Origin of the sequence: Mesorhizobium sp. M0047 (assembly GCF_040323315.1) — a bacterium.
In the GTDB taxonomy this organism is placed as follows: Bacteria; Pseudomonadota; Alphaproteobacteria; order Rhizobiales; family Rhizobiaceae; genus Mesorhizobium.
Window position 1 is genome coordinate 1 of sequence record NZ_JAMYUW010000117.1, and the last position, 717, is coordinate 717.

2 protein-coding genes are annotated in these 717 nt (G+C 60.3%); one reads left to right on the forward strand and one right to left on the reverse strand.

The features are described 5' to 3' along the window. A partial coding sequence (locus NKJ89_RS35635; protein WP_352609083.1) for a YqaA family protein occupies nt 1–276 on the forward strand: 276 nt, incomplete at its 5' end. On the opposite strand, the gene NKJ89_RS35640 is transcribed toward NKJ89_RS35635, so the two are convergent. Continuing rightward, nucleotides 259–717 (reverse strand): cytochrome b (locus NKJ89_RS35640; RefSeq protein ID WP_352609084.1); only part of this gene is annotated, 459 nt, incomplete at its 5' end. The two genes, NKJ89_RS35635 and NKJ89_RS35640, sit on opposite strands and share 18 nt — an antisense overlap.

The window sequence follows — 717 nt, forward strand, 5'->3', positions numbered from 1 at the left end:
GTGGTGAACTGGATTCTGGGACGCGGCATCGACACGCTCCGGACCAGGCGCTGGTTTCCGGTAAGTCCCGAGCGCTATGAGCAGGCAAGCCGGACGTTCCGACGTTTTGGCGAATGGACGCTGCTCTTTGCCTGGCTGCCGTTTGCCGGAGATGCTTTCACCATTGCGGCTGGCGCAGCCCGCGTGAATCTCGGGGTGTTCGTTGCTCTCGTCGCCGTGGGCAAGGCGGCGCGGTACGCGGCTGTCATTGCCGGAGGATTATGGGCGTTCGCGTGAGCTTCCGGCCTCGTCGACCGCGAGCTGCGCTTCCCGGTGAGCGATGTTCGGCCGTCCAAAGAACATGCTGCGCATGACACCATCGCGAAGCACCAGGAAATGCACAAAGGCAGCCAGGATGTGAACGCCGACAAATCCAAGCATTATCCAGACCAGCTTGGCATGGACAAACGCGAAAGCCCTTGCCGACAGCCCGCCGACCGATGGCGCCAACGGCACATGCAAGTTTCCGAAAAGCCGTGCGGGAGGCATGAAAGGCATTGGCCGATAGCCCAGCCATCCCGTTATCAGGACGGCAAGAATCATCACGTAGAGAAACACGTGGAAGAAAGCAGTCGCAAACCGCACGAACCGTGAGGTGTGCCTGACAGGGGGTTGGGTGAAGATGCGCCAGCAAAGCCTGAGAACAATGATGGCAAGGATCGTCACGCCGATCGACAT